The sequence below is a fragment of the Chryseobacterium indologenes genome (assembly GCF_001295265.1).
Classification (GTDB): domain Bacteria; phylum Bacteroidota; class Bacteroidia; order Flavobacteriales; family Weeksellaceae; genus Chryseobacterium; species Chryseobacterium indologenes_A.
Genome location: NZ_LJOD01000001.1, coordinates 462592 through 486686 on the forward strand (window position 1 = coordinate 462592; position 24095 = coordinate 486686).

At 35.4% G+C, this 24095-nt stretch carries 32 protein-coding genes; 21 read left to right on the top strand and 11 right to left on the bottom strand.

What is annotated here, in order from left to right; genetic code table 11:
* Window positions 1-19 precede the first annotated feature (19 nt).
* The 15 genes from AOB46_RS02095 to AOB46_RS02165 all read left to right on the top strand — a co-directional run bounded on the left by AOB46_RS02095 (window position 20) and on the right by AOB46_RS02165 (window position 12416).
* On the top strand, window positions 20-1672 hold the full coding sequence (locus AOB46_RS02095; RefSeq protein WP_062696374.1) for a DUF6402 family protein: 1653 nt from the start codon (window positions 20-22) through the stop codon (window positions 1670-1672).
* On the top strand, window positions 1638-2144 hold the full coding sequence (locus AOB46_RS02100) for a hypothetical protein (protein WP_131724294.1): 507 nt from the start codon (window positions 1638-1640) through the stop codon (window positions 2142-2144). The genes AOB46_RS02095 and AOB46_RS02100 overlap by 35 nt, the downstream gene beginning before the upstream one ends.
* Window positions 2145-2203: 59 nt before the next feature.
* The gene (locus tag AOB46_RS02105; protein ID WP_131724295.1) at window positions 2204-2911 is read left to right on the top strand and encodes a hypothetical protein; all 708 of its coding nucleotides are present in this window, start codon (window positions 2204-2206) and stop codon (window positions 2909-2911) included.
* A gap of 58 nt (window positions 2912-2969) precedes the next feature.
* Window positions 2970-3545, top strand: coding sequence for a hypothetical protein (locus tag AOB46_RS02110; RefSeq protein ID WP_131724296.1), 576 nt, complete (start codon window positions 2970-2972; stop codon window positions 3543-3545).
* A gap of 20 nt (window positions 3546-3565) precedes the next feature.
* Window positions 3566-5230: a hypothetical protein gene (locus AOB46_RS02115; protein WP_062696378.1), complete on the top strand. Its 1665-nt coding sequence runs from the start codon at window positions 3566-3568 to the stop codon at window positions 5228-5230.
* Window positions 5227-5709 (top strand): hypothetical protein, encoded by a 483-nt coding sequence (locus AOB46_RS02120; RefSeq protein ID WP_062696379.1) that lies wholly within the window; start codon window positions 5227-5229, stop codon window positions 5707-5709. The genes AOB46_RS02115 and AOB46_RS02120 overlap by 4 nt, the downstream gene beginning before the upstream one ends.
* A gap of 18 nt (window positions 5710-5727) precedes the next feature.
* Entirely contained in the window at window positions 5728-6597 is an 870-nt protein-coding gene (locus AOB46_RS02125; RefSeq protein ID WP_062696380.1) for a hypothetical protein, read from the top strand.
* Window positions 6598-6722: 125 nt separating this feature from the next.
* On the top strand, window positions 6723-8315 hold the full coding sequence (locus AOB46_RS02130; RefSeq protein ID WP_062696381.1) for a hypothetical protein: 1593 nt from the start codon (window positions 6723-6725) through the stop codon (window positions 8313-8315).
* Window positions 8308-9291: a hypothetical protein gene (locus AOB46_RS02135; protein ID WP_062696382.1), complete on the top strand. Its 984-nt coding sequence runs from the start codon at window positions 8308-8310 to the stop codon at window positions 9289-9291. The genes AOB46_RS02130 and AOB46_RS02135 overlap by 8 nt, the downstream gene beginning before the upstream one ends.
* 343 nt (window positions 9292-9634) lie before the next feature.
* Window positions 9635-9871, top strand: a complete 237-nt coding sequence (locus AOB46_RS02140; RefSeq protein ID WP_062696383.1) for a hypothetical protein — start codon at window positions 9635-9637, stop codon at window positions 9869-9871.
* A 130-nt stretch (window positions 9872-10001) separates the two neighbouring features.
* The gene (locus tag AOB46_RS02145) at window positions 10002-10232 is read left to right on the top strand and encodes a hypothetical protein (RefSeq protein ID WP_062696384.1); all 231 of its coding nucleotides are present in this window, start codon (window positions 10002-10004) and stop codon (window positions 10230-10232) included.
* Between the two features lie 463 nt (window positions 10233-10695).
* Window positions 10696-11103: a hypothetical protein gene (locus tag AOB46_RS02150; protein WP_062696385.1), complete on the top strand. Its 408-nt coding sequence runs from the start codon at window positions 10696-10698 to the stop codon at window positions 11101-11103.
* A 45-nt stretch (window positions 11104-11148) separates the two neighbouring features.
* Window positions 11149-11592, top strand: coding sequence for a hypothetical protein (locus AOB46_RS02155; RefSeq protein ID WP_062696386.1), 444 nt, complete (start codon window positions 11149-11151; stop codon window positions 11590-11592).
* A 90-nt stretch (window positions 11593-11682) separates the two neighbouring features.
* Window positions 11683-12108: an SMI1/KNR4 family protein gene (locus AOB46_RS02160; RefSeq protein WP_062696387.1), complete on the top strand. Its 426-nt coding sequence runs from the start codon at window positions 11683-11685 to the stop codon at window positions 12106-12108.
* A 35-nt stretch (window positions 12109-12143) separates the two neighbouring features.
* Complete coding sequence (locus AOB46_RS02165; RefSeq protein ID WP_062696388.1) at window positions 12144-12416, top strand: hypothetical protein; 273 nt, start codon at window positions 12144-12146, stop codon at window positions 12414-12416.
* 193 nt (window positions 12417-12609) lie between these two features.
* On the opposite strand, the gene AOB46_RS02170 is transcribed toward AOB46_RS02165, so the two are convergent.
* Entirely contained in the window at window positions 12610-13104 is a 495-nt protein-coding gene (locus AOB46_RS02170) for a hypothetical protein (protein ID WP_062696389.1), read from the bottom strand.
* 280 nt (window positions 13105-13384) lie between these two features.
* On the opposite strand from AOB46_RS02170, the gene AOB46_RS02175 reads away from it, so the two are divergent.
* The 3 genes from AOB46_RS02175 to AOB46_RS02185 all read left to right on the top strand — a co-directional run bounded on the left by AOB46_RS02175 (window position 13385) and on the right by AOB46_RS02185 (window position 14917).
* Window positions 13385-13873: a GNAT family N-acetyltransferase gene (locus tag AOB46_RS02175; protein ID WP_062696390.1), complete on the top strand. Its 489-nt coding sequence runs from the start codon at window positions 13385-13387 to the stop codon at window positions 13871-13873.
* 4 nt (window positions 13874-13877) lie between these two features.
* Window positions 13878-14159: a hypothetical protein gene (locus AOB46_RS02180; RefSeq protein WP_062696391.1), complete on the top strand. Its 282-nt coding sequence runs from the start codon at window positions 13878-13880 to the stop codon at window positions 14157-14159.
* 92 nt (window positions 14160-14251) lie between these two features.
* The gene (locus AOB46_RS02185) at window positions 14252-14917 is read left to right on the top strand and encodes a hypothetical protein (RefSeq protein ID WP_062696392.1); all 666 of its coding nucleotides are present in this window, start codon (window positions 14252-14254) and stop codon (window positions 14915-14917) included.
* A gap of 161 nt (window positions 14918-15078) precedes the next feature.
* Here the strand turns inward: AOB46_RS02185 and AOB46_RS02190 are convergent, their stop codons facing one another.
* From AOB46_RS02190 to AOB46_RS02230, 9 genes are all read right to left on the bottom strand, one after another.
* Window positions 15079-15447 carry a hypothetical protein gene (locus AOB46_RS02190; protein WP_062696393.1) on the bottom strand — a complete coding sequence of 123 codons (369 nt, stop codon included), beginning with the start codon at window positions 15445-15447 and terminating at the stop codon, window positions 15079-15081.
* Between the two features lie 186 nt (window positions 15448-15633).
* Complete coding sequence (locus tag AOB46_RS02195) at window positions 15634-16071, bottom strand: hypothetical protein (protein WP_062696394.1); 438 nt, start codon at window positions 16069-16071, stop codon at window positions 15634-15636.
* On the bottom strand, window positions 16071-16340 hold the full coding sequence (locus tag AOB46_RS02200; RefSeq protein ID WP_062696395.1) for a hypothetical protein: 270 nt from the start codon (window positions 16338-16340) through the stop codon (window positions 16071-16073). Before AOB46_RS02200 ends, AOB46_RS02195 begins: the two co-directional genes overlap by 1 nt.
* Window positions 16341-16390: 50 nt before the next feature.
* Window positions 16391-16939, bottom strand: coding sequence for a hypothetical protein (locus AOB46_RS02205; protein ID WP_062696396.1), 549 nt, complete (start codon window positions 16937-16939; stop codon window positions 16391-16393).
* Window positions 16940-16993: 54 nt separating this feature from the next.
* Window positions 16994-17737 carry a hypothetical protein gene (locus AOB46_RS02210; protein ID WP_062696397.1) on the bottom strand — a complete coding sequence of 248 codons (744 nt, stop codon included), beginning with the start codon at window positions 17735-17737 and terminating at the stop codon, window positions 16994-16996.
* 35 nt (window positions 17738-17772) lie between these two features.
* Window positions 17773-18276, bottom strand: coding sequence for a hypothetical protein (locus tag AOB46_RS02215; protein ID WP_062696398.1), 504 nt, complete (start codon window positions 18274-18276; stop codon window positions 17773-17775).
* Between the two features lie 88 nt (window positions 18277-18364).
* Complete coding sequence (locus AOB46_RS23270; protein WP_157845027.1) at window positions 18365-18526, bottom strand: hypothetical protein; 162 nt, start codon at window positions 18524-18526, stop codon at window positions 18365-18367.
* A gap of 79 nt (window positions 18527-18605) precedes the next feature.
* A complete protein-coding gene (locus AOB46_RS02225; RefSeq protein ID WP_131724297.1) occupies window positions 18606-18785 on the bottom strand; it encodes a hypothetical protein in 180 nt (59 codons plus the stop codon).
* Between the two features lie 282 nt (window positions 18786-19067).
* Window positions 19068-19850, bottom strand: a complete 783-nt coding sequence (locus AOB46_RS02230) for a DUF4261 domain-containing protein (protein WP_062696401.1) — start codon at window positions 19848-19850, stop codon at window positions 19068-19070.
* Window positions 19851-20400: 550 nt separating this feature from the next.
* Here AOB46_RS02230 and AOB46_RS02235 point away from each other — a divergent pair.
* From AOB46_RS02235 to AOB46_RS02245, 3 genes are all read left to right on the top strand, one after another.
* Entirely contained in the window at window positions 20401-20889 is a 489-nt protein-coding gene (locus tag AOB46_RS02235; RefSeq protein ID WP_062696402.1) for a hypothetical protein, read from the top strand.
* 100 nt (window positions 20890-20989) lie between these two features.
* Window positions 20990-21538, top strand: a complete 549-nt coding sequence (locus AOB46_RS02240) for a hypothetical protein (RefSeq protein ID WP_062696403.1) — start codon at window positions 20990-20992, stop codon at window positions 21536-21538.
* Window positions 21539-21818: 280 nt separating this feature from the next.
* On the top strand, window positions 21819-23450 hold the full coding sequence (locus AOB46_RS02245; RefSeq protein ID WP_062696404.1) for a helix-turn-helix domain-containing protein: 1632 nt from the start codon (window positions 21819-21821) through the stop codon (window positions 23448-23450).
* Between the two features lie 57 nt (window positions 23451-23507).
* Here the strand turns inward: AOB46_RS02245 and AOB46_RS02250 are convergent, their stop codons facing one another.
* Complete coding sequence (locus AOB46_RS02250; RefSeq protein ID WP_062696405.1) at window positions 23508-23720, bottom strand: hypothetical protein; 213 nt, start codon at window positions 23718-23720, stop codon at window positions 23508-23510.
* Window positions 23721-24095: the final 375 nt, after the last annotated feature.

Here is a 24095-nt window from a genome sequence, read left to right on the forward strand (position 1 = left end):
AAATCCAAAATATGAACACATGGAAGAGCAAAAGACTTCAGCGCATGACCGGAAGCTTTCTGAAAAAAGAGCAGAACGGCAGAAAAAATCCAGCGAAGATTCTCCATCAGAAAAGAGAGAGATGGTAATGCATGGAGCCAAACTGAGCTGTCCTTATGCTCAGGCGCCAGGAGAGCTGAAAGTTACCTCCAATGAAATAAATCTTCAGGATAAGCTATTTGCCACAAAGGGCGATGGAAACAACATGGTAAACCTTCAGTTTAAAGGAACCTGCGGACACCCGAAATGGCCCGCCAAAAACATGTCTCCTCCACCCTGCATGAGCGTGATCAAATTAAGTCCATGGCAGAACCTGGGAACCTCCATCATACAGGAACAGACCGTTCTGGTAAAAGAATCTTACATCAATTGCACTCCTGATTTTAATGCGGCTGTTGCTTCACCAATTCCGAAGGCTGCAAGTATAGCTTCCAGTATTGATGATAAACCAATCATTATTTCAGGGTATTGGGTTGATAAGAATAATCAAAAAGTAAAGCTGCACCCTTACGGTGATGATCAGTTACGTTTTTATTTTGAAGTGAATAAATCAGCTGTAGGAAAAAAGATAACATTTACAATATATGAATTAGATTCAGGCCCATTAAATGATGATAATGTATATGAAAAAGAATACACGGTCGCTCATGAAAAAAATTACATCAAAGTCCCTTTAACAGCAGATCTGTTTACCAAAGGTGGGGAAAGCATATTACAGCTATATGCGGAAATTAAACTAGAAAGCACCACCTATGAACTTCCGCAGGAAACCGATCATCTCAAAATTCACGTCGTTGAATTTGTTCCTAAAATAGAAGGCGCATTGAACTGGACAAAAGCTAAAATGCTGCAGGAAATATGGTTTAACGGCAATGAAAATGATAAACCCTGGTTAGTTGATCCTAAAGTTGATTTACTCTCCATGGATTGGGTAATATCCTATTCCAGAATGAAGACTGAATATGATAAAATTATTGCAACTAAATGGAAATCTGAAAATGCTTTAAAGCTTCTGAAAAAAAGGATTAAAGAAATGACAAAAAATCCTGATGTAGGCTTAAAGCTTCCTAAAAAAGATAACGAAACGGTAAATTTTGGAGTATCCCGAAATGACATCCGGAAGTTTAATGATATTGAACAGCCTAAATTAGGAGGAAAAAAAGCCCAGGAAATAATGCCATTATTTGAACGGTTTTATTATCAGAGTGTTTCCTATAATATCAGCAAAAATCCTTTTTCAATGGAGCCTTTGGACGATTTATTCGGAGCATTGGCGAGCTGCCAGTTCAGAGTCATTGCATTTGGAACCATTACACGTAAAAACTGGAAGTCACCTTTAGGAATGAATTTAAACAGCTATCTGGTTAAGATCACAAAAATTGGAGTTTATATAAAGGACAGTTTCGATTTTATCACAGAAGATGAATATCTGGGTGACTGGTCGCCTAAAAAGAATACAGTATCGGTAAATCCATATGGAGTTACCAAGGATACTTTCTATACCATAGAGAACAAATCATATAGAGAATGGAGAAAAGATTATAAAAAAGGAATGGACTTTAATTTGTATACCGATGTAAAATATTTAAATGTATATCATGAATTTTATGCTTCCCCTAACGAAATTGAATAGATTATCCTATACTGTTGTATGCAGTACGACATTTTTTGTCGCTGCATCAGTACTGTATTTTATTTTGAATAATTTGGTTGATAAAGTCGTAGGTTCTCCTTTGGGAACGGCCTATCATTGGGCACATCCTTATTCATTTATTATGGTATTTGCTGTTTTTTTTATGATAACGATGCTGTTGACAGGAAACAGAAAGACTGCTCACAGCAATATGTTCTATTTTATTTTTTATGCAGTCTGGATTGTGCTTTCTTTGGTTTTTTCCGGTTTGTTGTGGTCTCTTTTTGATATGAGCGCAGGCTACTTCCCCCAGGGATCTGATCTTTTCAAAAAAATATTTTCGGATATGTTTTATGGGTTAACCTGGGGCGGCTGGGCTATTTTAAGTGCTATTCCTTTTAATTTTTTAGTTTTTGGAGTGTCATTTTTTATTATTAAAAATTATAAAAATTTTATTATCAATCATTCTTAAACAAATAAGAATTAGAATTAGAAAAGTAAACAGTGATTTAGAATGTTTAAATTTTAGAGATGAAAGTTATTCGTAGTGTAATTCTAGCGTTATTGCCTGCTTTCGTTAGTTGTCATTCATCTGTAAATGCGTCTAAGGATATTTCGGTTGGAAGTATAAATGACTCTATCAATCTTTATGCATTTATAGGAGAGAAAATTTCAGTTGAAGAATTTGATCCTAATATCAATAACGAGATTACAGGAAAAGAAATTGATGAAGAAACCGGAGATTCAGTACGTGTTATTAAACAGCATTTTGTAATGGATAAGGCATATCGTTGTAAATATAAGATAGTGAAAAACATCTTCAATAATTTACCGAATGACACTATTGAATTTGTAGCCTATGATCATTATGGAAAACCTGCATTTTCAGAAAGAGACTTTGCAATTCTTTATCTCTCGGAAAATAAAAAAGACAATCATTATTTTCATCAGAAATATCAATATGATGGGGTGTTCAGAGATAAAGACGGAAATTATTACAGCTATCCAAAATTCAGAAATACAGAAGATTTGAACTATGCAAAAGAAAATATAAAAAGCTTTAAAGCAAACTTAAAAAATGAAAAATTTAATTTAACAAATTTAAACTCTGAAGTCAGAAAAACATACTATCCGGAAGAGTTTTATGCAATTAAAAACAATTTTGCTTTCCCAATCAAAGGACTGTATTTAAATGAATTAATACATTACAGGCTAAAAACATCCTTTAAGGATTTGTAAAATTAACCTATTGAATTACAAATATGAAGATCAAAACTTTAACTGTTTATTACAAAAAATGAAAAAATTGATTACTGGCTTCATATTATTTTTCTTGATCTCTGTTTGTGGGCAAAAAGCTGCTCATGACAGTTTGAAAATGTATTACCAGGATTCATTGATTGTCAATAGAAACTTTAAAGACGGAACGGGATTCAGTAAACTGACCGTGAAGGTGATCAATCCGTGTAATGGGGAAAAAGAAAGATTTGACGGAGTGGTAACCATGATCAGTGCTGTTGTTAAAAATAAAAATTACGGCGATAGTATAGTTTATGATTATCCTGATGCACAATCGGGCTTAATTAATTTAAAAGCAGAGAATATCTCTAATTATACAGTAAATAAAAGTCAGGCTGTCTTCATCCCTTTTACGTATTGCGGAAATTGGGATAATGATACAAAAGTCTCATTCATCATACTGTATAGCCGCAAAAAGTATCTGTATCATATCAAATACTATTGTGGTGAAGATGGAAAATGCAGAATTAATGATAATCTGAACATCAGATTGAAAGATCTGCCTTCAGAATTAAGACTGAAAGTGAGGAAAGACTTGGAAACAAAGTATAATAAATCAGATGATTTTTACTAATCAGCTCAAAATAAAAGGTTATGAGTGACGAACAACAAAAAGATGATTATTCTGCCAATCCCAATCAAAAAGTTTATGATGTGCCGCACCAGGTGGATCATGAAGTGAATGTGGTGAAAATATATTTTGCAAAACAGGTTCCTAAAATGATCTGGGAAACTAAAGAAGAAACCTATCCTGTAAAAAAAGGAGGGCTGGTATCTGATGTAAAAAAGAAATATGAAAAAAAAGGAAGAAGGAACATCCGGGCCGATAAAGAAGATTCTGTAAGATTAGCCGCAAAAGAAGAAGTGAAAATCACCTGGGAAGAAGAAGTACAGGCAAAGAAAGCAGATGGCACCCCTGATTTTGATTTTGAGCAGATCAACAGCACCACCATTAAAAAGAAAGTCTGGGTGGTAGCCAACTGTGAAGGAGCAAGCGGAAAACTCTCTGTTGAGATCCACGAAAATAAACTGAAAAACGCAGAAAACGTCTATGAAAATCCGGTGAAGTTTTTAGATGGAGAAGAAGAGAAAAGCAAAATTGAATTCAGCATCAACGGAACACTGGTTTATTCCAAAGAAATAACACTTCGTCCCAAAAGTGATGAAGATTTAAATAAGCTGATCGAAAAACTTAATAAAAGGGATGATTTAAACGCCTTCTTATATTTCAAAGCCGAGGTAAAAGAAACAGAAGATGAAGTAAAGTTTCCGGATGACACCCATGAGTTTCTGAATAACGACAGCGAAAGATTTGAGATCAGGTACTGTGACTGCGGAAAAAAATATACGATCATCTGTACCCGGTACAGTGGTGAATACGGGCCCGCCTACTGGGGCACAAAGAAACTTGAAAATTATGCCGACTGGGGCACCCTGATTGAAGACAGCAAAATTACCGCTGAAGAAAAGGCTATACTGGTAGGAATGTCTGAGAATGAAGGCAAGCTGGACTCCGTTCAGTCCTATGACTGGGATCTCTCCGGTGAAAAGATGATATTAACCGCAGGGGCAATGCAGAAAACAGTGGATCATACCGGAAAAGGTGAATTTACCACACAGGTTGAAGAGTTTAAAGCCCAGTATCCTGAAAAATATGAAGAGCTGTTTGTATCATGCGGATGGACGGTTGACTCCGGGATTTTGTATTATAAAGATCCGGCAGATTCCAAAGCGGAAAAAATTACAGGCAATACCCTATCCGCTAAAATCAGGGAAAACTGTAAAGAATCTTTATTTGGAAAAACGGTAGAATCCAAACCTCTGCAGCCCATCGTCAACGCCGTTATTGATAAAACATTTCAGGAAAAGCAGGTGCTTGATTTTATCAAGAGATTAAAAGAAGTGGTTATGCCTATAGTGCCAACGGGACATTCCTATAAACTTTCAGATTACTTAAAATCAAAATTAGGAAAGGCCACCGCACTGGATCACCATATTAACAGGCCCGGATTTGTAAAAGATGATTTCGGTGCTGCATTAAACAGGTTTTTTGCTAAAAAAGATGCCCAGACGGACAAAGAAAATAAAAACAGGAAAGAAGGTGAAAAATTAGGAAAAATATCGAGAAATCCCGGCGAATGGGGAAATATGCACAGCACCTATGAACAGGAGATTCTTGATGATTATGGTAATAAAAGAAGAGGTACCGATATGGATAAACGGTATGAAAAAATGAAAAATAATTCAAACTTATCATGAAAAAAATGACAACCCTGCTGATGATTTCAGTGACTTTAATTACGTGTGGGAATATGGCTTCCCCCCGGAATCATGATGGACAGAATAAAACGGTAAAGAAAGATACCCTTCTTACGCTAAACAATAATGTATCCCTGTATTATGCGTCATACAACAAGGATATGAAGCTATGGTACAACCTCTATATTATTAATAAAAAGAAGCGTATAAAAATAGATAAGGGAAATCAATACAAAGGTACCGGAAGCGAGCTCTTTACTTCCCTGTCCCCGAATGCCAATTATGTAGTAGTGGATGCCATCATCAAAGATTATGTGCATGAAAGCGACAAAGACAGTACCCTTCACGAAAACTACACGTGTGCGATTATTGATTTAAAAAAAGCAAAAATAGTTAAACAGATGCAGCAGGACTGCGACGGATCGTGGAACAAAAAAAACCAGTGGGTTTCTTCCGGAGGAAAAGTAGTTTTTGAGTAAAATAAGGAGTAGAGAATTATGGAGCCAGTATTTCCCATAGATATTCAAGTAAACCTTACTGAAGGAAAAAAATTTTACCGTTATTCCTGTAATGAGTATACCACCACCAACGGAAATACGCACAGAAGCGAACTCAATAAAAATTTTCATGTTACGCTGAAGCGTTTAGAAGAAGAAAAATTTGAATACCATATAGAAATTTTTGACAGGGTTCACCGGGATAAGGAACTGTCACTGTCTGAAAAAGATTTCTTAGCCAGAATTGCAGACATCAATGATGAGGTAGTCCTTATAACAGACAAATATGGCCGTTTAAAAAATATACAGGGATTGTCTGTTCTTCAGGATAAAGCAGAAAAAACGATAGAAAAGCTCTCCCGGTCCTATGTAGGTAAAAAGGCTGAAGATTTTTATCGGTTTTTAAAAGACTTTTACCAGAAAGAAAATTTAGTATGTAAAGACTTTTTAAAAAACAATCATTTCGGAATGATCCTCCATAAATTTTATGGAACATATGAAAAGGAAAATCAGGTAAAGTACAGCACCCGTTACTCTAATTTTATGGCCAATACCATAATAGATATAGACGAAACGGTAGAAACAGAAGCCATGCGTTATGATGATGAATTATTACTCTTACAGTATACCGGCACTATTCCTTCAGATAAAAACAGGGAAATGTTTTATGGAGAAATGAAAAGAAAGGAAATCACTTATAACGCTGAAACAGATGCTCCTAAACTGGATAAATATAAAGGACAGATGTTATTGGATTTTACCACCAAAGAAGTTTTGGAACATAAGCTTACCATAGAATTTTCACTGGGGGAAAACTACCAGAAGAAGATCATCTATCATATAAAAGAAATAAGCTATGAAGAAGTATAAAAAACAGGATGGCTTGAAGAAATGCAGCCACGGGAAGATAAACAATCCGGCGAAGGGATATCCCATCCCGGCTGTATATTTTTATTATTTGGGTAATTCCCGTATTTAAAAAAGAAAAATTTAAAATGGCAACACGTATTACTATAACAGATTCCGGACAGACCCAAACTTTAAACGGTCCATTGGCTCCGGATACTCCCGATGATTCATTACAGCGTATCACTGACGTTTATTTTGCCAAAAAAGTGACCACAAACGATGGAACAAGAGTAAGTTTCACAAAAATTGACTCTGCCCATGTGCAGCAGGACCATCTGAACCAGCCGATTCCTTACGACGCTGTACTAGGAAAAACGGTCTATCTGGTCCTGGAAACCAGCAATATGACCAGCCTGAGTATAGATGTGGCCATAAGACCTTCAGCAAATACGTTAACCGGAAATACAGATACATTACAGCTAATGCGTTTCATATCCCCCAACCGATATGAGGCACAAAGACTGTTTACTGTACAGGTTGGAAATTTTGATGCCCTGAACAACAGAGCAGGAGCTCATAATCATTATACTAATTTACAAAGCGATCACATCAATAAAGCCATAATTAAACTGCAGCTGAGACCTGACTCAAGAGCCACTCTTGATGAATGGACCGAAAGACTGGCTGATGGCAGCATTAATCTGGAAGTGGCAGTAGAAAGAACGGACAATAATCCCTGTGCCTACGGAGATGGACAGGAAGAAGTAAACGGAGCCGGTATTTTCCTGAATGATGACAGAGGAAGGTTCCGATTGGTCAATAAGACGATATACAACATTCATCATGGTGATAATACTTACAATACTTTAGCCGTAATCAGTACAAATCCGGAAAGAAGAAGAAGGATCCAGAAAGTGGTGAGTAATCATTCTACCGAGATTATTTATTTTTATTATGATCAAAATGATAATGAACACAGGATCTGTTCCAGAACCAAAGAAACTGTAACCAGGAAAAGAAGAGTGAATACGGTTCCACCGCTGGCTCAAAGAGGAAACCTTTTGCAGACCATAGATTTTACCGCGAACAGAAATGCCGGAGAAAGTATAGACGCCCATCAGCTATTGGTATATTCCAACGGAACCCTTGGTGATGGAGCCACCGATAAATGGTATGCCAATCAGCCGGGAGAAGTAGAACTGATCAATATGGATATTATAGGAAATGCAGGCGTTGGGCCACAAATTTTTGAGGCATTCAACTATAACCGGGATGGCGTTATCATCCGATATGGATTCCAGCATACCAGGAGAAGAAGTATTCAGCCGGATTTATTTTCCGGTTTCCTGGGGGCATTGGCACAATTCAGACAGGCTGGAAACAATCATTATATTGTATCCCAGGGCTTTTCCTATTCTGATGCATCGTGTTATCCCAGTGCAGAGCATGTAAACGGAGAAGCAGGAGACCTGAATTTATTAACGACTCAGGAGGATGGAGTCAATACGGTCCTTACCGCAGCGAATTTTGATTATGACAGTCAGGTAACGCTTCGGAATCTTCTTTATGAATTTGGATTTGAATCGGGACGGTCAGAAAATTTTTCCAACCCTTCAAATCCCAGCACTGAAGACAATGCCACCACACGGTTGCCCCATACCACGCATACCGCTACTCCAAGACATAATAATCACCTGCATGTTCACGGTTTCACCCCAATATCAGATATATATGCCTAAAATTAATATCTCTTTTACCATTTTGTTTTTCCTCTTTTTCAGCTGCACTACAGCTCAGACGGAAAACAAAGTAATAAACAGGGAACCACAGTCACCAGGGAAAAAGTCAATCCCGTTCAGCAACAGTACAACGGATTGTATAGCCCTGCCTTTTGGATATTCAGATATTTCAAAACGCATGACCGCCGATGCTGTTCTGCCTGTCCTGCAGGATGTAAAGAAATTAAAGGAAATCAATGCCTTAAAATTTGAAACACCCATCAAAAAAGATCTTATCTTACTTCCCGAACAGTATGATGTTTTTCTGCCATTCAGCAAAGACGTCAATGAAAAATATGACCGCATTAAGATTGCATCCCATTTCATTTGCCATGGAGAGTATTCTCTGTACTTTATGGCAGTTTATAATACCGTTCGTTACGCAGAGCCGTTTATTGAAAAAATATATCTGATTTCAACAAAGGACAATAAGCCTCTTGATATGAAGAGAATATATCTTCATCATGAAGGAGAAATGGGTTTTGCCAGCCATACATTGTTTAATATTGATAAAAACCATATCATTTCCCTCCAGGATTATGAATTTTCCGAGAGTCCTTTTACCTTAAAACCTTTACAGAAATACCAGATTTTACCCTCCGGAAAATTTGCCCGGTATTATGATCAGGATGGTCTTTATAAAAATGATGAAGAACAGGGCATGGTGAAAAACCACATCAGAGAAGGAAAATGGACAGAATTCAAACCCAACAGATTGGTAGACTCACAACTATCTCCGGAATTTACAGATCCCTATACTTACCTGGAGGCAGAGTATAAGAATGGTTTACCCGTTGGAGAATGGAAATGTTATAAGCTGCTCCAGAAATATAATGAAGAAACCGGAGAATCTATCATCAATACGAGGAAAAAAGGACAGCTGATCTATACGGAAATATATAAAAACGGAGTATTGGAGAAACGGGATTTTCAATAACACAGATGTTGGTGAAAAACCTGCATAATCTACAAGAGAATTAATTTTTTATCGCCGCGAATGCACGAATCCTTTTCATTCGTGCATTTGTGGCATTATAAACCAGTCCTCAATTTTATTCGGAAATAGATACAAAGTCATTCTGAAAATCTAAATACAACCTGAATATTTTAAGTTTAAAATATTTCATATCAAAACATTACAAATAATTATCTGATTTACACAATCTGAAACCTTCCCACATTTAAAAGAACTATTTTTGATAACAATATTTAATTATATTTGAAAATAACTATACTCCGTAACCAGGAAACTTAATTGATCTGATTTTTTAAACTTATCCATGAATAAAAGAAAATTATTAGAAGAAAAAGAATGGGAATATTATGTTTTTGAGGAAAATGATACTATCCAATTATCAGTTCCAATTCCTGCTCCAACCCCGGGATTTGATATTATATATACTCTGAACGATTCTGAACGGGAAAAATACTTACGTACGGGTATTAAAGCCCTTGAAGAAAGGATACAGGATATGAAAGTCAATTTTTCAAATTATACCATGAATTCATGGAGATAATCCTGTATCATCAATACAAAAAACAATTTGCAGATCATTTCTATTCTCAGCAGCAAATGCAGCACTTTCACTAACAGCTCACAAGATATTTCCGTATGCAAAATCAATGGAAACAGATAAAATATAAAAAATGAAAGCAAAAAAGATAATGTTTGCCCCATCGGCAGTAGAGCAATTTACATACAGGTTCAACCAGGAAAATAACACCTATATTGAGCATACAGATGAAATACTGGACGGCTCACCTTTCGTTACAATAGATTTTAAAGAAACTCCATTTCAGTTAATTTTTGAGTACACTTACGAACTGGGAAGTATACAACATCATTTAGAAAAAGAAAATAAAGATTTTTTACATTAGATTACTACCCCTTTCCTCCTGAAGATGGTAAAAATATAGCTGACGTTCGCCAGACCAAACAGGAATTATTTGACGGAGATGAAGAAAAATGCCTGCATAAGATTTTTAACATTGACGATCAAAAAGTCACCGTAACAGATTTTTACAACAGCCCATTAAGAGCATTACAAAAAGAAATAGATGCTGAAAGTTTTGATCAGGTAATTGAAGAAAGTAAATTTAACCTGATCAACTCGTACAATGAAATATATACATCTGAAGAAGGACTGGAAGTTTATTATCTCATAAGAAATGAAATGATCTACCTGTTTTCCTACGGGGAATATCAGACAGGCAGATATATGCTGTTTTTAGAAGGGGTCTGGTATTACAAACCATGGAATAAAGATGAATAAAGAACAGCTATTGGATCATTTTATTAATGAAAGATAATCAAATAAGGAGATTTTAAGTATTTTAAGGAATGGAAAATAATAATTTTGAATTCAGCCTTACTTTAAATGGCTCTATACCGGGAACATCATTTAAAAAAATAGAAGAATTAATAGTTCCTCATTTTAAAAATATAGAGAAGATCAATTTCCATGATGATGGGTATGGTAATGTAACGGTTGAAAATAAATACTGGGAAATTTATATCTGTCTCTCGAATATGCTGATAGAAGATGTAGAAGAAGATTATTTATTAAGTATGGCCTATAAAGGCTCTTTTGAAGAAGGAGAAAAAGAGCTGAAAGAATTTGCAGCGTATCTGTATGAGAAAGGCTTTATCTATTCTCTGGAGTATGAAGATATAAATGATCATGAGTATCTGATACAGCATCCTCAATGGAAAACTTTTTTTGAGGAAAGAAGAAAATATTATAAATAATTGAATGAGACTTTGCAGTAGAATATTTTTAATCCTTTACATAAAATGGACGAAAAAGAATTTGAAATAGAAGGATTCTTCAGTACCTCATTGGTAGAAGAAATCATGAAAGAATTTGTATGGCCAATGTCTTACACAATAATTGATGATGATCTTGATCTTTTTGCAGAGATTATTTTCCCTCAATGTACATTGCTGTTGTCAGATGATGGTCTTGGTGCGACAGATTTAGATTTTACTTCATATAAAAGTGAAGAAATAAGGATTAATATTGCTGTTGCATTAGGAGCCAGAAATTTGAAAAGCTCTCATTTGCACCTGGCAAAACGGTTAAGTGTCTGGCCTAATGCAGAAGACATGAAAACAGCCATACGAAATACAATGATAATTTTACAGGCTTATTTCCTGCCATTTATTACAGGAAATGATGACCAGCTGATGAAAGATACTCAAAAATTTTTATTAAGTTTTCCAAAATATAAATATTAGCAAGTATAGGCAATAAAGGAAATTATAAAACTGAACAGTCCTCTTAAAAAGCTTAAACAGGTTTCAAATTAAAAAAGTAGTACATTTAAAATGATAGATATAAAAATTAAAAATAAGCTTATTACCGAAAACGAAATCAGTGAGCTCACCAATCAAACAGGGAAAATATTTCCAAAAGATTATAAAGATTTTTTGCTGAAAAACAATGGTGCTTATTTTGAATCTAACGATATTTTCTTTGGAGAATATGACGATGATATCAATGTATTTGAAATTTACTCTTTAAAATATGGAAAATCAAACTTTTCAGAACACAACGAATTCAATGATGGTATTCTTGATGATGGTTATTTTAATATAGGCAGAATTAGAGGAGGTAATATCTGTATGTCTTTGCAGGAACAGAATTATGGTTCCATATATGCTTATTATTCTACTGGAGAATTAGAATTTCTGGTACCTTCTTTTACTGAGTTTCTGGAGGGATTAATTGATTACAAAGATATTTTGGGATAAACCCACTACTCTGCTGCCACACAAATTCTTTAAACATGATAGACGTAAAAGTAGAAAACGGAATAAAAAAAATTAATAACAAAAAACTGGAAGAGGTACTGGAGCACATAAATCCCGTTCACACTAATATTAATTTGATTGAAAAAATATTTAATGATATAACTTCGGAAGATGATTTCGTAACGGAACTTAGGCTGTTAAAAGAAAAAGAAACTCCCACGGCCCTTCTTTTATACATCATGCACATAGGAAGCCTGGATTCTTTGTATGATGCCAACATCATTTTTGCAAAAGTATTAGAAGGATAACCTCCGCCGCCGCACAAATCTTTTCGTGTGGTTTCTAATATTATAAACACTCCGCTCTCCGAAGTCTCCTGACTTTGCACAGCGGGGGATCTATTTGACACCAAAGAACTCTCACCTGGCAATGAAAATGTTGTAAAAAAAGCCTCACCATCAATGTGAGACTTTTTTGTTTTTTGGAAAATACTATTTTAGCTTAAGGATTTTTATTCAATACAACGGTATAAACAACATTAGGACTAACAGTAGTAGAACGTTTTAAACGAATGATATCATTCCCTAGATTAACAGACAGTTCACCTGTAATACTCAGATCTGAAATCTGTTCCCGATTAAAAGTATATTCTCTTTTATAAACAAGATGATTAACAGGATCAACAACACTCCACCCTACACTCAGCTTATGAATAGTATATGATTCGAGAGGGTTAGGAGAAGTACTGACATATAAGGCTGTTTGTCCATTGCTAATATACTTGCTTATAGACAGCAAAGGACCTGAGACGCAGGAACTAGGTGGTGTTGTTAAATAGCACGTAGTAATGTCGTATTCTGCTGTTACCTTTATGGATGGTTTAGGCGTAGTTCCTTCTGCTTGGTACATAATACTGAAAGAAGTTTGCGCAAAAACTTTGGTTCCTGAAGCCAATGTAAATAAAATGGCTAAGAAAAATGTAATGTTTTTTTTCATAATAAATAAAATTTAAAAAATTGTAATAATTTATAGTTTTTATTAAAATTAGAATGACTCCACAGGCAAAGCAAATTAAACCTTATAACTGCGAATATTGGGTTTATAAGTGCGAATGTTTGGTATACAAGTGCGAGTTCCCGCTACCGCACGAATCCTTTCGTGTGGTTCCTAATATTATAAACCCTCTCTTACCATTTTAATAAAACACGACACCTGAAATATAGGTCCTGATCATAATATTTAATTATATTTGAAAATCCACTAATCAACCATTAAGATGAGCGATAGCAAATACGAAATAAAACTCAGGCCGACAACAGTTGCTGATTTAGATATTCTCTATCAGTTCCAGATTGATGATGAAGCCTGTCATCTGGCAGCATTTACATCAAAGGACTCTGCCAATAAAGAAGCCTATCTGGCCAAATATACCCGATTACTGAATGATCCTACCGTGAACAACCAGACCATTATTGCCGATACTGTTATCGTAGGAAGCATAGCAAAGTTTGTATTGGAAGGTGATGCGGAAATCACGTACTGGATTGATAAGGCTTTCTGGGGAAAAGGTATTGCCACAACAGCATTGAAAGATTTTCTTAAGATTGAAAAAACAAGACCTATTTTTGGACGTGTTGCCTTTGATAATATGGGCTCACAGAAGGTTCTTGAAAAATGCGGCTTTGTAAAAATCGGTACTGACAAAGGTTTTGCCAATGCCAGACAAATGGAAATTGAAGAATTCATTTACAGACTTGATATTTAATTCAATGAAAATAAGCAGCGCTTTTTATGCAGATATTGCCGTAATACAGTTTACCCATTGGTTTAATACTCAAAACAATACACAAATCTGTGCCTGTGCAGAACTTAAAGAAGGAGTCCCTTTTGTGGAAATTGATTTTAAGGATACTGGCAAAGAATTTATCTTTAAATATGCGCTCCGGCTTGGAGAAATACAAAATGAATTATCCCAAAAAGAAAAATATTCTTTGGATTACTTACAGTATCCATTACCCCCAAAGGAAGATGAAAGATATCAGTTAGATTAAATAAAAAAAATAATGATAAAAATTTCTGCCTCTCCTAAAGTCAGAAGACTCTATCAGCAGCAGGCAGAAATCCCCTGAAAAACTAGTAACTTATGAAGTATTTTGAGATTATCATCAATGCAGATTTGCCGGTAACAGGCAAATATCCTCAGGTAAAAGGTTTAAAAATTAATTTTCATGAAGCAAGGGCTTCACAATGGGGAATAATAAGGCAATGGAAATCTGAAGACGATATCCCGGATCTGAATAATTTCCTTTTTCAGAAAGGTTCCAAACTCACAGATATTGTCACCAATAACTTTGTTAACATTAACTCCGGAATTTTCATCAGCGAAAAGGCCAAATCTGTTTTTGATTCTTTCAGGATTAACGGTACTATTTATCCGGTTTCCATTTACGAGCAGGATAAAAAGCACAGCTATAATTTCCTGTGGTATGAAATAGGCGGCAAAAGTAAAACAGACTGGAAAGCATCTGTATTTATGGAGTATCAAACTATTGAAGAGCAATATGGTGAAATCATTCCGATTGAGGATTTTGAGGATTATAAAATGAAAGGCAGGAAATTAGATACAGAGAAAGATGGATGGGATATTGTTCTGAAAACATTGAAGCTGAAAGAATATTTCGATATTACCCCGGCTTTTGGTATTGGTTTAATATGCAATGAAAAAGTGAAAAATGCCATTGAAGAAAGTCATTTAACCGGTTTTCTGTTCAGGCAGTTAGACACTGAAGTTGTTTTTGAACAATCATAAATTACCTCTGCTCTCTGAAGTCCCCGCTCTCCGAAGTCTCATGACTTCAGAGCATACTTTACAATTTTTTTTGGGTGTATAGGCTCAAAGTCAGGATCCTTTACACAGAGGCCAGGCCTTCATTTATTTTTATCTGCTTATTCCCTTGAATGTTTCTAAAATTAGAGATACCTTTCATAGTCTGTTTCAAAAGAAATACCTTGATAGCTTTCATCCTGCCAGCTTTCTCCCGGAAAGAAAATATTCCACATCAGAAAAAATATTTCCTGAAGTTCTTCATTCTTATCACTCGGGGCCAAATCTTCTATAAAAAAGAACTGAAATAAACTCACTTTCTCAAGATTATTCAATGTAATTTTCAAACTTTCCCTGAACCTCTGAAAAAAAAGATCCCGGTCATTTCTTCCCATGATCTCTTCTTTTATTTCATTAAACCGGATGTTATAGGCATGATATAAATCTTTTTCAAAAACAGCATCTACCGCCTGCCCGATTACATATTGTATGTCACTAAAATAAATGGTTTTCATGTTAATTTTTATTTAAAACATTAAGATCCTTTAAATCTTAAGATGAATTAAGGAAAAAATCTAAGATTTTTGTAACCTTAACACTTTAAGACAATGCCCGGTTTAATATTCTGAAAACTTCCACTTCTTAATCCGGATAAAAACAGGGCATCAGATTAAGATAAAACTTTTCATTCCAAACAGATCTTAAAAATCATTTTGGATAACGAAGCAAGCCTCAATTTTTATGGGTTTTCCTATGGGATTCAGGGCCTGCAATTCATCGTCCTCCCCTAGTTCGGCTAAAAATTCTTCTTCGGAACCGGCTGTTCCGAAAACAATCCACGGTTTTCCGAAATCGGTATGCATATAATACACAGGAATCTGTGACTGCCCGGAATCTGAGTAAAAAACATCACCAACCGGAAAACCATGTAGTTCTCCGATGCGTTCGAAATCTGTGCAGTTTTCCCGGTCTCCGACTGATTTTAGAAGCCGGGAACGCTGCGTAGATTCTATTTCCCAGCTTTCATCTTCTTCACTTTGGGATGCATTATTAAAAGCTGGCCGCTCTGTACGCAATACAAAATACCGTGTACTGCCCGACGCTTTATAAATGCTGAAAATATAATGTCCACCTGCCATCAGAATGAGTTTTTTAGATTATGTACATTGGAAAAACTGACGCACCAGGCGTGAATGCCATAAAATGGAACATCAGGCCTTCCCCCTTCAGGTTTTGCGAGAATTCCGGGAACAGAAAATTCCGGAATCAAAATCTTCTGTTCAGTGTATTTTTTATCTTTTTCCACCAAAGCTTCTGCCGGATAGCTCGTCAGCATTCTGTCTGGTGAACCCGGCGAGGCACCGGGCGATCCTAATTTTTTATATTTGGTAAACTGTCTTGGTTTCATTCTATTTTTAGTCCTTATTTTTTCCTGATGCAATTCAGAAAACTTATTATTTAATGGATATACCGTCTTATGTTAGTTTGGTTTTTATTGATCTCAACACTGTCTGAGGAAATAAATTCCACTCCAAAATCCAGTTCATCAATTGACAAATAAGTGGGTACGCTGCAGCCTGTTAATTTTTGGGCTTCTATCCAGCATGATTCAAACCAATCATCAAAAATTTCATACTTTTCCTGTTCATATTCCTCCCTCATTTCTTCCCATTCTTCCTCATCCTCACAATCATCTTCCAGATCACTGACAATGTCCATTAACTCTTCTGACTCTGAAAAATAAGCGTTCAGCTCATTCCTCAGGAAGTCAATTTTTTCTGTAATGGTCAAACCAGCTGAATTGGAGCCGAAAAATACCATTGAAAACCATTCGTGGCGGTATTCAAAATTATGGGCTGCAATATCCTCTTTCTTAAAATCCGGAAGCATTGAAATGGCGTTCCCATTGAGGACATTCACCAGCTCACCTGTTATTTTTTCACGAATACCATTTAAAGCTGATTTTAATATTCCGTTGGATTTTTTAAGTTCTTCTATCTGTTCCATTGTGTTAATTGTATTTCATATGCTGTCTGTTATTTCGGGCAGATTGGTTAATGTTTAAGCCGGAAACCACTCAATAATCCGTTCCTTTACTCCTTCTACCTGCTTTTTTTGAGCCTCTAATTTTTTCACTTCCCAATCAAGAGATTCCATATAATTATTGACTATTTTCTGCTGGATTCTTGTGTTCCCTTCATGAGCGGACAAACCTGCCATCATACGCGACTGGCTTTCTAAATCCGCTTTATCGAGTATATTATTAAAAAGGTAAATCGCTGAATAATCATCCCAGACTGTTGTTTCCCGGATAATTCCCTGGGCCGTCATTTGAAGTTTCCAAAGCTCTCCGAATACGGAATGGAACATTTCTAACGCTTCATACTCCTCCGGATATTCATTCCTGTCTACAAACTTCATTACATTATGGCATGACTGGGCAGCCATCTGGTAGATGAACCCCGTTGCCAGAAAGTAATCGGAAATATCTAGTTTACCTTCTTTAAAATTGGATAAAAATGTGGACAATCCTTCTATTTGTCCCCGTGAAAACATGTCTGATGCGTCTTCATGGGTTTTTACAACAATAAAAAATAATCGAAAATTTTTTCCGAATCTTTCATAGGCTGCTTCAATTTCTTCATGTTTATGATCTAAATGATAGGTAAAAACCGTAAGTACATTTTCAAATAACTGCTCATCATAACCAGTTTCTTTGAAATATGTTTCGGTATTTTCTATTCCATTGGCAAAATCGCTGAATTTAGAGCTTTTAAGCTGCTCAAGTATGGCTTCTCGTGTCATCTTAGTTTCTTTTTAAATAAATAGGTATACATTGTTTATGATGCGAAAAACGGATTGGCTATTTTAAAAATTCCGTAGTCATAATTCTCATTGGACTTGTCAGGGTTCAGATAAAATGTAATGTGCAGATCAAGTTCTCTTTCATCATCAAGAATATGATCAGGAGCTTGTTTGATAACGTCTAAAAAGTTTTGATGCCCGTCAGGAGATGAAAAAATGGGAATTGAAAAATTTAGTTTCTTCTGGTTGCTAACTGTCATTGGAAGTGCGGTCGTCTGATCAATAATAGCCTGGTGCTGTCCGAATTTGTCATCAGATTTCATCAGATAGATGTCGAAAGCATCAATATCCGATTCATCTTCATAGCTGAAAAAGTTCACTTCCTGCAGGGCAACCTGAAAAGTAACATCTTCCACAATAAGCTCTTCGTGCAAGTCCAGCGTTACTTCTACATCAAAGGAATCTATATCGTAACTTCCTGTGTCCTTAGGATCAAATTTATGTTTAAGTTCTATCTCAATTTCTTTTTTGTAGTTCATCGTTTTAGTAATATGTATTAATGTATTTTAATTGGCAGATCATTATCTATTTTAATGATTCTTCAAAACTTGTAAGGATTTCAATAAATTATTTCTGCTTAAACGAAATTGAATCACAGTACACCATAAATTCAGGGTCATCCCAGGCACTCTGAAGATACCTGATCAGACTTGCTTCAAACCCATTATCTAACTGATAATAGGCCATATCCAGCGCTTCCAGATCTGCATTTCTTTTTACTTGATTCAAGATGTTCAACCCCTCAGTAAATCCGATTTCTTTAAATGCCTGCTTTATTTTTGCGTGGGTAATTTTTCCATATTTTATTTCATATAAATAAATACATGTCAAAGCCTCTGCTTTTTATCATTCCATCGCCATAAACAGCAATATATATATTCTTTGCTACAGGATTACCGTCCAGAATTTCCTGACTATTAACGGTTCTTAATATCGGATTACCATATTCTTCCCGAATGGCTTCATAGAATTCGAGAACCGTGTTCATGTTTATTGTCATCGTTATTTATTTATCATTTATTAATCGTATTTAACCTTAGTTTGGGTTAAGATGTTTAAATGTAAAAGGCTGGAAGATGGAAGCAGGAGGCTGGAAGTTACTTTTAGTTATACGCATTGAAAGTCACCAGAAAATCAAATTAAATAAAAACTGATCAATATTTATTCTTAGTGGCTTTTCAGAACTTCCCTCTTCCATCACCCAGCTTCAAACCTGCCTCCATCAGATATTCTTATCCCGGAATGAGGTTATTTAATGATCATCAGGAATTTACAATTCAAACTTAAATGATTCGCCTTCTACAAACACTCCTTTTGACTGCACTATTTTAATTTTCTGTTCGGCCGTAAAACCTAATGTTTCACCGCTTTTAAATGTGACATTGCTTTTGATGACATACCCGCAGATTTCGCTTAAATAAGTATGCAGTTCTCTCAACTCAAGCGGTGCGTTCACAAATTCCATTTCCAGCTTATCAAAAGTCGTTAATCCGTAAGAATAAGCACTATTCCCCTTCTCTCCTCTCCTGACACCGATATAAACCCACAAATCCAGCGGAACCACATCCGATTTCAAAGCTTCCGCACTATCCAGGTACTGCTCTTTTGGAATAAGCAAAGACTGAGAACCCTGGTATACCCCAATACAATTGCTGGTAGCAAGAATTGCCGTCAGAACTTTTGTCAAAATTCCAAAGCGCTCTTTATGATTAGTATTGTTTGACAGGATGGTTACGATAAGGTGTGAATTATGATCTTCCAGATCAGCTTCTGCAGTGGGCCAGTTGTAAGCATATTGTGCAGCTCCCTGAATGTCTCCCCACGGAATCTGTGCAGCAATTGTACCCAGTACAACCGTTTCTCCCTGAACAGAAAAGCTCACTGTTTCCGATGAACCGTTGATATCCGTTGCTTCAATCCCCCAGTCGGATAAAAGGTAGGCTATGACTTTTTCCAGATCAAATGTTTCTCCGTTATTAAACATCGGCATCGCCAATAATACATTGCTTTTAGATTTTTCTTCCTTTTTTTCTTTCTTTTTAAATAATCCCATGGTTTTAAATTGGTTTTTATAGTTAACTGTTTAGTTTTTTTAATACCTGAAAATACTCTCCTGCTTTTGAGTATATATTGATTTTTGTTTTCGGATCAATTGCTGATATAAGCTGCAGCTTCAGGGTTCTGATGTTTATACAGGCTTACCGGAAAAAGGATGAACGGAAGGAAGCAGATGAATACTGTTTTCTCATGATTTTTAAATTCAAATGGTTATTGTTTTTTGAGCATGTAATGTATTTAAAAATACGGATTACGTCCTGCGCTATTAGTTTTGTTAGTGTTCGGGCCTAAATATAGCAAGTTTCATTGAAATGTACGGCAAATTTTTTCTGTACAATTTTCCTCCACTCATTTTCATAGCTGTTAATTTATTTTCAACCTCCGTTTCTTCATTTCATCAATTAAAAATATCATCAGTGAAAAACGCTTCAAAAACACCCTTGAAAGATTTAATTCCTGTGTCACATTTTTTTCTGAAACACCTCTGCTATATTTCCTGTTATGCCCTTTTTTAGCTATTTTTACGTGATAATATAAAATACCATATGAGAAAATTTATACTTGCAGGAATAGTGACACTGGGAGGATTTTTAACGGCAAAAGCACAGTGTAATACCATATCTTCCATTACAGAAAATTTTGATGCATGGAAAGATATTAACAAATGCTGGACTGCCCAGCCAGGAAAAGCAATGCTTTATGCCAGTGATAAAAAAATCATATTTTATTCTATGAGCAGCCCGAGAGAAAACATGTATCTGGTGACCCCAAAAATTAAAGCAGGAACCTATACATTATCCCTTGATGCTTCTGATAACGGAGGAGAAACTACACTGGAAATTTTCTCAATAGCCAGCTCATCTGATGCAAAATCATATATTTCAATAGCTAAGGCATCTGAGATTACAGGAGATAAAAAAAACTTTACGATTTCTTTAAAAAAAGATACTCACCTGGGTCTGAAGGTTTTGCTTAACGGAATACATCAGGCTGTTTATATAGATAACTTTTCCCTGATACCCAAAAATAAATAATCTATATTTTTTTATGAAAAACCGGAAACATCATCTAAAAAACTGATGTATCTATTTTTTTACAGCAATATTTTATTTAACATTGCAAAAAATAATCTCCATGAAATATTCAAAACTACTTGTAGCTGCTGCTTTAATGTTATTTTCAGGCATGACGGTTAATGCACAAAAAAAGAAACCGGCAGCCTCTTCCAAATCAGGACCTATAGAAATGCCTAAAGACACTGAAATCAAGGTAATGTCCGGAGAGGAAAGATTTAAAAAAAGTCTTTATAAGCTTGAAGATTTTATAACCTTTAAATATGATGCAGATTATAAAAAAGCAGACATATATATTACGCATAATGGTCCACAAAAGCTCATGTATAAAGCTAAATTAAATGATACAGGAGTTGACACAAAATTAAAAGCACGAATCTACAACTATAAAATATATAGCCCGGACGGTAAGAAACTTTTGTTTACCTACGAAACAGAAACCGCCGTTACCAGTTTAATAAAAATGATCTATCATTCTCCGGAAAAAAAATTCACAATCCTGGATTTCTCCAACATATACAGAAGTGATGAATATACGATAGGTAAATCAGAAACTTTTAAGTATTATCCTGTCTTTTTATACTACTCAACATTTGATGCTCCAGAATAATCAATGCATTTATTTTACAGCATAAAGAAATAAAGTTCATAAAAACCATAATTTGATATACAACGAAGATGTTTCTAAAGATCAGCTTCGTTTATTACAGTCAGACTTATTGGATCAGACTTCAAACAGAGAACCGGGTATAAAAATGAACACAGATTTTATTTTTATATCTTTTCAGATTCCGGATTTAACAATATTTAATGATAAATCAATTTTAATATTTATATATTTACAAAACTTCTGTTTTCCTTAAAAACTAATATAATTCCGATTAAAGTAAATGAGACTTCACCATTATTTTTTATTGCTTATTACTCTGCATACGTTTGCATTGGGAAAAAGTCAGAAAATATCAGAACAACAGTTAGAAGATAAGTTGTATCAGGTACAGAAGAATATTGCCAGGACAGGGATAGTGAGCACTACTGTCCAGGAGCTCGAAAAAAATTACCGGACAGCAAAAGAAAACAAATACGATGTCAGCTTTCTGCTAGGTGCTGAACTGGTACGGACTTACGCCACTTTAGACAATGCCGAGAAGGTTATTGAAGTCTCTACAGATGCAGAAAAATACATTAATGCGCGCAGCCCTTCAGAAGAAGTATCCAATATGTATAAGTCTAAGGCGCGTGCGCTGGGGGATCTGGGCTTTCTGGAAGATTCCCATAAAGCTTATCAGACATCAAAAAAATACCTGAAGACAATCAGTGACAGCAATGTCCGTTATTATTACAGCAGCTTATTTTATTCCAATTATTCCTCTTATTTTGATCAGAGTAAAAAACAGTCTGACTCCGTCCGTTTATGTCTTTTAAAAGGATTGAGTGAAGCAGAAAAAATATCTGATAAAAGCACTGAAATACTGCCACAAAAGAAATACGACCTGATTCTCTCCATACAGGCTAACCTTACACTCTATTATTTATGGATTATGCAGCCTTCTGATCCAAAAACAGCAGAGAAATATCTTTTAAAATCACTGGATATCGTCCGAAGCAGAAAGATAAGTCCCCTTAATGAAATGAATCTCTACAGAACGGCAGGTGACTTTTATTTTGATCAGAAAAACAATGATAAAGCCATTCATTATGCTTTGGAAGGTTTAAAGCTGGAAAAAAGAATTTCTTCCCCCGGCAGCAGAGAAGTTCTATATGAGATTTTAACAGAAGCTTATCTGGCACAGAATAACACTGTGGAAGGTAAAAAATACAGCCAGCTTCTTACCCAGTTAAAAGACAGCATAAAAATAGCAGAAAAGCATTCGGTAAACAAGGTTGCCAGTGCAATAAAAAAAGAGAAAGAGCTTGAAAAGAGCGATACACTCAAAAGCTATCTGTATATTTTCCTGGCCATTATTCTTACTGTAGGAGGCGGTATCTGGTATTACTGGAGAAACAGAAATAAGGTTCTCCAACAGAAATTCCAGGAACTCATCGCCAAAATCAAACTTGAAACAGAAACCCGAAACTCTGAAAAGGAAGAAGAAAAAACAGTAAAAGCTCCTCAAACAATTGCTGAGGAAACAGTCAACCAGCTGTTAAGTAAAATATCCCGGTTCGAAAAATCGGAGAAGTTCCTAAAGAGCGACCTCACCATTGCCGGGCTTGCAAGCGATCTTAATACCAATACAAAATACCTTTCTGAGATTATAAGAAATTACAGGGGCACAAATTTTAATGGTTACATCAATGGTCTCAGAATTAAATATATTACCAGAAAGCTTTATGAAGAGGATGTTTACAGAAAATATAAAATCAGTGTTTTAGCAGAATTATGCGGATATGCTACTCCCCGGGTATTTCAGAATGCCTTTAAAAATGAAACGGGCTTAACTCCTTCAGATTTTATTGAGAACCTGAAAAAAGAAACAGAAGCGAAAATAACAAATATGAATACTCATTTTATGCAATAATGATAAAAATACTACTTCACCGGCCTGCTTAGAATCCACGTTCAGACAAATCCATTTTTAAAACTTTGAGATGGTGTATTGTCCAGTTACAATATCATTATGGTCAAATTCCAGAAAAAGAATCTTTGTTTTCCCGTACCAGTATTTTTTCAGAACATAGCTCCATTCTTTATCGGGATAAAAGTTGAAGCCTTCCCCCATTTTTTGTATAATTTCTTTTTTGGAAAGTCCTATGAACTCTTCTTTTTTATCCGGGATACTATTTTCCATACCTGTTTGTGTTTAATTATTAAAAATCAGAAATATTGTCTATATTTTTTCTGGGATCAATAACCGGGTAATAGGTTTTAAAAGCAATGGTGTTTAAAAGCCTCCAGCCGGTATTACACTTCAGTTACAACTGAACAGAAACTTTAATACGGCTAAAGGCATAAAAACAAATGAAAAAAAATTACGTTCTTCCCAGGTTTCTGGAAATTCTAATTTCTCAGATAACGAAATGCTCAGTTGCAATACATCCATCATCAGGATAGCAGATCCCGGATTTACAATGTTTGCCTTTCAGGCATCCAATCTTAATTTTCATAAAAACAAAAAATTGGTCTTACAATTTCTATTACGCTCTATCCTTTCAATGGATATCTT

Bases quoted from the DNA above. Each gene is read 5' to 3' on its own strand.
- AOB46_RS02095 (WP_062696374.1), top strand. From the start codon at position 20: ATGGAAGAGCAAAAGACTTCAGCGCATGACCGGAAGCTTTCTGAAAAA.
- AOB46_RS02100 (WP_131724294.1), top strand. From the start codon at position 1,638: ATGAATTTTATGCTTCCCCTAACGAAATTGAATAGATTATCCTATACT.
- AOB46_RS02105 (WP_131724295.1), top strand. From the start codon at position 2,204: ATGAAAGTTATTCGTAGTGTAATTCTAGCGTTATTGCCTGCTTTCGTT.
- AOB46_RS02110 (WP_131724296.1), top strand. From the start codon at position 2,970: ATGAAAAAATTGATTACTGGCTTCATATTATTTTTCTTGATCTCTGTT.
- AOB46_RS02115 (WP_062696378.1), top strand. From the start codon at position 3,566: ATGAGTGACGAACAACAAAAAGATGATTATTCTGCCAATCCCAATCAA.
- AOB46_RS02120 (WP_062696379.1), top strand. From the start codon at position 5,227: ATGAAAAAAATGACAACCCTGCTGATGATTTCAGTGACTTTAATTACG.
- AOB46_RS02125 (WP_062696380.1), top strand. From the start codon at position 5,728: ATGGAGCCAGTATTTCCCATAGATATTCAAGTAAACCTTACTGAAGGA.
- AOB46_RS02130 (WP_062696381.1), top strand. From the start codon at position 6,723: ATGGCAACACGTATTACTATAACAGATTCCGGACAGACCCAAACTTTA.
- AOB46_RS02135 (WP_062696382.1), top strand. From the start codon at position 8,308: ATGCCTAAAATTAATATCTCTTTTACCATTTTGTTTTTCCTCTTTTTC.
- AOB46_RS02140 (WP_062696383.1), top strand. From the start codon at position 9,635: ATGAATAAAAGAAAATTATTAGAAGAAAAAGAATGGGAATATTATGTT.
- AOB46_RS02145 (WP_062696384.1), top strand. From the start codon at position 10,002: ATGAAAGCAAAAAAGATAATGTTTGCCCCATCGGCAGTAGAGCAATTT.
- AOB46_RS02150 (WP_062696385.1), top strand. From the start codon at position 10,696: ATGGAAAATAATAATTTTGAATTCAGCCTTACTTTAAATGGCTCTATA.
- AOB46_RS02155 (WP_062696386.1), top strand. From the start codon at position 11,149: ATGGACGAAAAAGAATTTGAAATAGAAGGATTCTTCAGTACCTCATTG.
- AOB46_RS02160 (WP_062696387.1), top strand. From the start codon at position 11,683: ATGATAGATATAAAAATTAAAAATAAGCTTATTACCGAAAACGAAATC.
- AOB46_RS02165 (WP_062696388.1), top strand. From the start codon at position 12,144: ATGATAGACGTAAAAGTAGAAAACGGAATAAAAAAAATTAATAACAAA.
- AOB46_RS02170 (WP_062696389.1), bottom strand. From the start codon at position 13,104: ATGAAAAAAAACATTACATTTTTCTTAGCCATTTTATTTACATTGGCT.
- AOB46_RS02175 (WP_062696390.1), top strand. From the start codon at position 13,385: ATGAGCGATAGCAAATACGAAATAAAACTCAGGCCGACAACAGTTGCT.
- AOB46_RS02180 (WP_062696391.1), top strand. From the start codon at position 13,878: ATGAAAATAAGCAGCGCTTTTTATGCAGATATTGCCGTAATACAGTTT.
- AOB46_RS02185 (WP_062696392.1), top strand. From the start codon at position 14,252: ATGAAGTATTTTGAGATTATCATCAATGCAGATTTGCCGGTAACAGGC.
- AOB46_RS02190 (WP_062696393.1), bottom strand. From the start codon at position 15,447: ATGAAAACCATTTATTTTAGTGACATACAATATGTAATCGGGCAGGCG.
- AOB46_RS02195 (WP_062696394.1), bottom strand. From the start codon at position 16,071: ATGGCAGGTGGACATTATATTTTCAGCATTTATAAAGCGTCGGGCAGT.
- AOB46_RS02200 (WP_062696395.1), bottom strand. From the start codon at position 16,340: ATGAAACCAAGACAGTTTACCAAATATAAAAAATTAGGATCGCCCGGT.
- AOB46_RS02205 (WP_062696396.1), bottom strand. From the start codon at position 16,939: ATGGAACAGATAGAAGAACTTAAAAAATCCAACGGAATATTAAAATCA.
- AOB46_RS02210 (WP_062696397.1), bottom strand. From the start codon at position 17,737: ATGACACGAGAAGCCATACTTGAGCAGCTTAAAAGCTCTAAATTCAGC.
- AOB46_RS02215 (WP_062696398.1), bottom strand. From the start codon at position 18,276: ATGAACTACAAAAAAGAAATTGAGATAGAACTTAAACATAAATTTGAT.
- AOB46_RS02225 (WP_131724297.1), bottom strand. From the start codon at position 18,785: ATGAACACGGTTCTCGAATTCTATGAAGCCATTCGGGAAGAATATGGT.
- AOB46_RS02230 (WP_062696401.1), bottom strand. From the start codon at position 19,850: ATGGGATTATTTAAAAAGAAAGAAAAAAAGGAAGAAAAATCTAAAAGC.
- AOB46_RS02235 (WP_062696402.1), top strand. From the start codon at position 20,401: ATGAGAAAATTTATACTTGCAGGAATAGTGACACTGGGAGGATTTTTA.
- AOB46_RS02240 (WP_062696403.1), top strand. From the start codon at position 20,990: ATGAAATATTCAAAACTACTTGTAGCTGCTGCTTTAATGTTATTTTCA.
- AOB46_RS02245 (WP_062696404.1), top strand. From the start codon at position 21,819: ATGAGACTTCACCATTATTTTTTATTGCTTATTACTCTGCATACGTTT.
- AOB46_RS02250 (WP_062696405.1), bottom strand. From the start codon at position 23,720: ATGGAAAATAGTATCCCGGATAAAAAAGAAGAGTTCATAGGACTTTCC.